The 1934-nt window shown below is 58.2% G+C and carries 2 protein-coding genes; one reads left to right on the top strand and one right to left on the bottom strand.

Features of this window, described 5'->3' with window-relative positions; genetic code table 11:
• On the bottom strand, window positions 1-925 hold a 925-nt coding region (locus AACS18_RS20220), incomplete at its 3' end, for a GGDEF domain-containing protein (RefSeq protein ID WP_108613138.1).
• A gap of 246 nt (window positions 926-1171) precedes the next feature.
• Between AACS18_RS20220 and AACS18_RS20215 the strand changes: the two genes are divergently transcribed.
• On the top strand, window positions 1172-1934 hold a 763-nt coding region (locus tag AACS18_RS20215; protein ID WP_181363342.1), incomplete at its 3' end, for a solute carrier family 23 protein.

Genomic DNA, 1934 nt, shown 5'->3' with positions numbered 1-1934 from the left:
CCTCGACGGCAATGCGCAGCCGCTCAGCCATTTTGCTCGCCAGTGCCGGATCGGCGCAGTTATGCATCAGGATGGCAAACTCTTCGCCGCCATAACGCCCCAGCACCATGTCAGGCTCCAGCTGCTCCCCCAGGGTGGTCGCCACCTCCTTGAGCACCGCATCCCCCGCCAGATGGCCGTAGATATCGTTGATCCGCTTGAAGCGATCGAGATCCAGCAACATCACCGCAAAGGGCTTCTTCTTGAGTTGCAGCCGGATTCTGGCCTGCTCCAGCTGCTTCATCAGCAGCCGGCGGTTCATCATGCCGGTCAGCTCATCAGTGGTCGATTCCCGATAGAGCCGCAGCAGCATGTTGAGCTGGCCGCACTGCACCCAGCAACTGGCCATGGTAAACATGCCGAGCACCCACACCTGATTCAGGGTGGCCTGACTCCAGATGCTCTGGCCCACCAGCAGCCAGTGGCCCAGCAGCATGGTCACCAGTACCACGCCTGCCAGTTGCAAGCCGAGGGAGAGGGGGATGGGGAAGATGGCAAACAGGGTGATCAGCAGATAGGGAAAGGCCGCATAACCCGCCTGCAACTCCTGTCCAGCGCCAAAGCTGTTCAGGCAGAAGAGGGAGAAGAGCATCATCACGGCCATCAGGTAGCCAAGGGCCAGCTTCATCCGTTCCCGCTTGAAGTGGATGAGGTACGAGAGCGGAATAAGTGGCGAGAGCGCCAGGGTGCAGAAGATCCTGGCCTGAAACAGCTGCTCGAAATGAACGGCGGGCAAGGTCAACCAATCCACCACGGCCCAGGCGGGCAATCCAAGCATCAGCAAGCAGGTCAACAGGCGCAAACGCACCGTCATAAAGCCCATGCGAGTACGAGTAAAATCTTCGGAGTGAACCCTCGCACTCCAGAACTCTGACAACTTGAGCATCCAGAGTCTCCACGATGAATACTGAGGGCTCATTCTACACCTACAAAGTGGTAAAATTGTTATTAGCGGGGAGAATAAAAAGGAGAGGTCGGTCACACAAACCGACAGATGATAATCGCAGCGCGCAAACGTTTCAACCCATCAAAAAATAAACCTTTTTTTGCATAATTAGCGCTGGTCAGCCTCATTTCAATCACTACAATAGCGCCCAATTTTCTCCCCCTCCCCACACAATTCGAGGTACTTATGGAACAGGCTGCTGTCACACGCGCCAATCGAGAGGCACATCCACCCAGGCGAGCCCATAGCGAACTGGTCTATGGCATAGAGGATGTCCCGCCTCTGCCCCAGACGCTGTTCGCCGCCCTGCAGCATATGCTCGCCATGTTTGTCGCCATCATTACCCCGCCCCTGATTATCGCCAATGCCCTCGGCCTCCCTGCCGCCGACACCCGTTATATCGTCTCCATGTCGCTGGTCATGTCCGGCATCGCCTCCTTCATTCAAACTCGCCGCTTCGGCCCCATCGGTTCCGGCCTGCTCTCGGTACAGGGCACCAGCTTCAACTTCCTCGGCCCCATCATCGCCTCCGGTCTCGCCCTCAAACAGGCGGCCATGCCCACCGAGGATCTGTTAGGCACATTGTTTGGCACCATGATGGTTGCCGCACTCACTATCGTGGTGATGAGCCGCTTCCTCCATCTGGTGAAACGGATCATCACCCCGCTGGTCACCGGCATCGTGGTGCTGCTGATCGGCCTTACCTTGATCAAGGTAGGTCTCATCAGCATGGGCGGCGGCTATGCAGCCCTCTCTGATGGCAGCTTCGCCAGTCACACCAACCTCTTCCTCTCCCTGCTGGTGCTCGGCCTTATCGTGTTGCTGCAGCGCAGTCGCAACCCCTGGTTGCGCCTCTCCGCCATCATGATCGCCATGCTGGCGGGCTATGCCGTGGCCCTGCTGTTGGGCAAAGTGAGCGCCCCCACCTTCGACGGCCCGCTGGTGATGG

This window comes from Aeromonas sp. HMWF015 (genome assembly GCF_963878965.1).
GTDB classification, from domain to species: Bacteria; Pseudomonadota; Gammaproteobacteria; order Enterobacterales; family Aeromonadaceae; genus Aeromonas; species Aeromonas veronii.
This window is presented reverse-complemented; position numbering and strand designations above follow the sequence as displayed.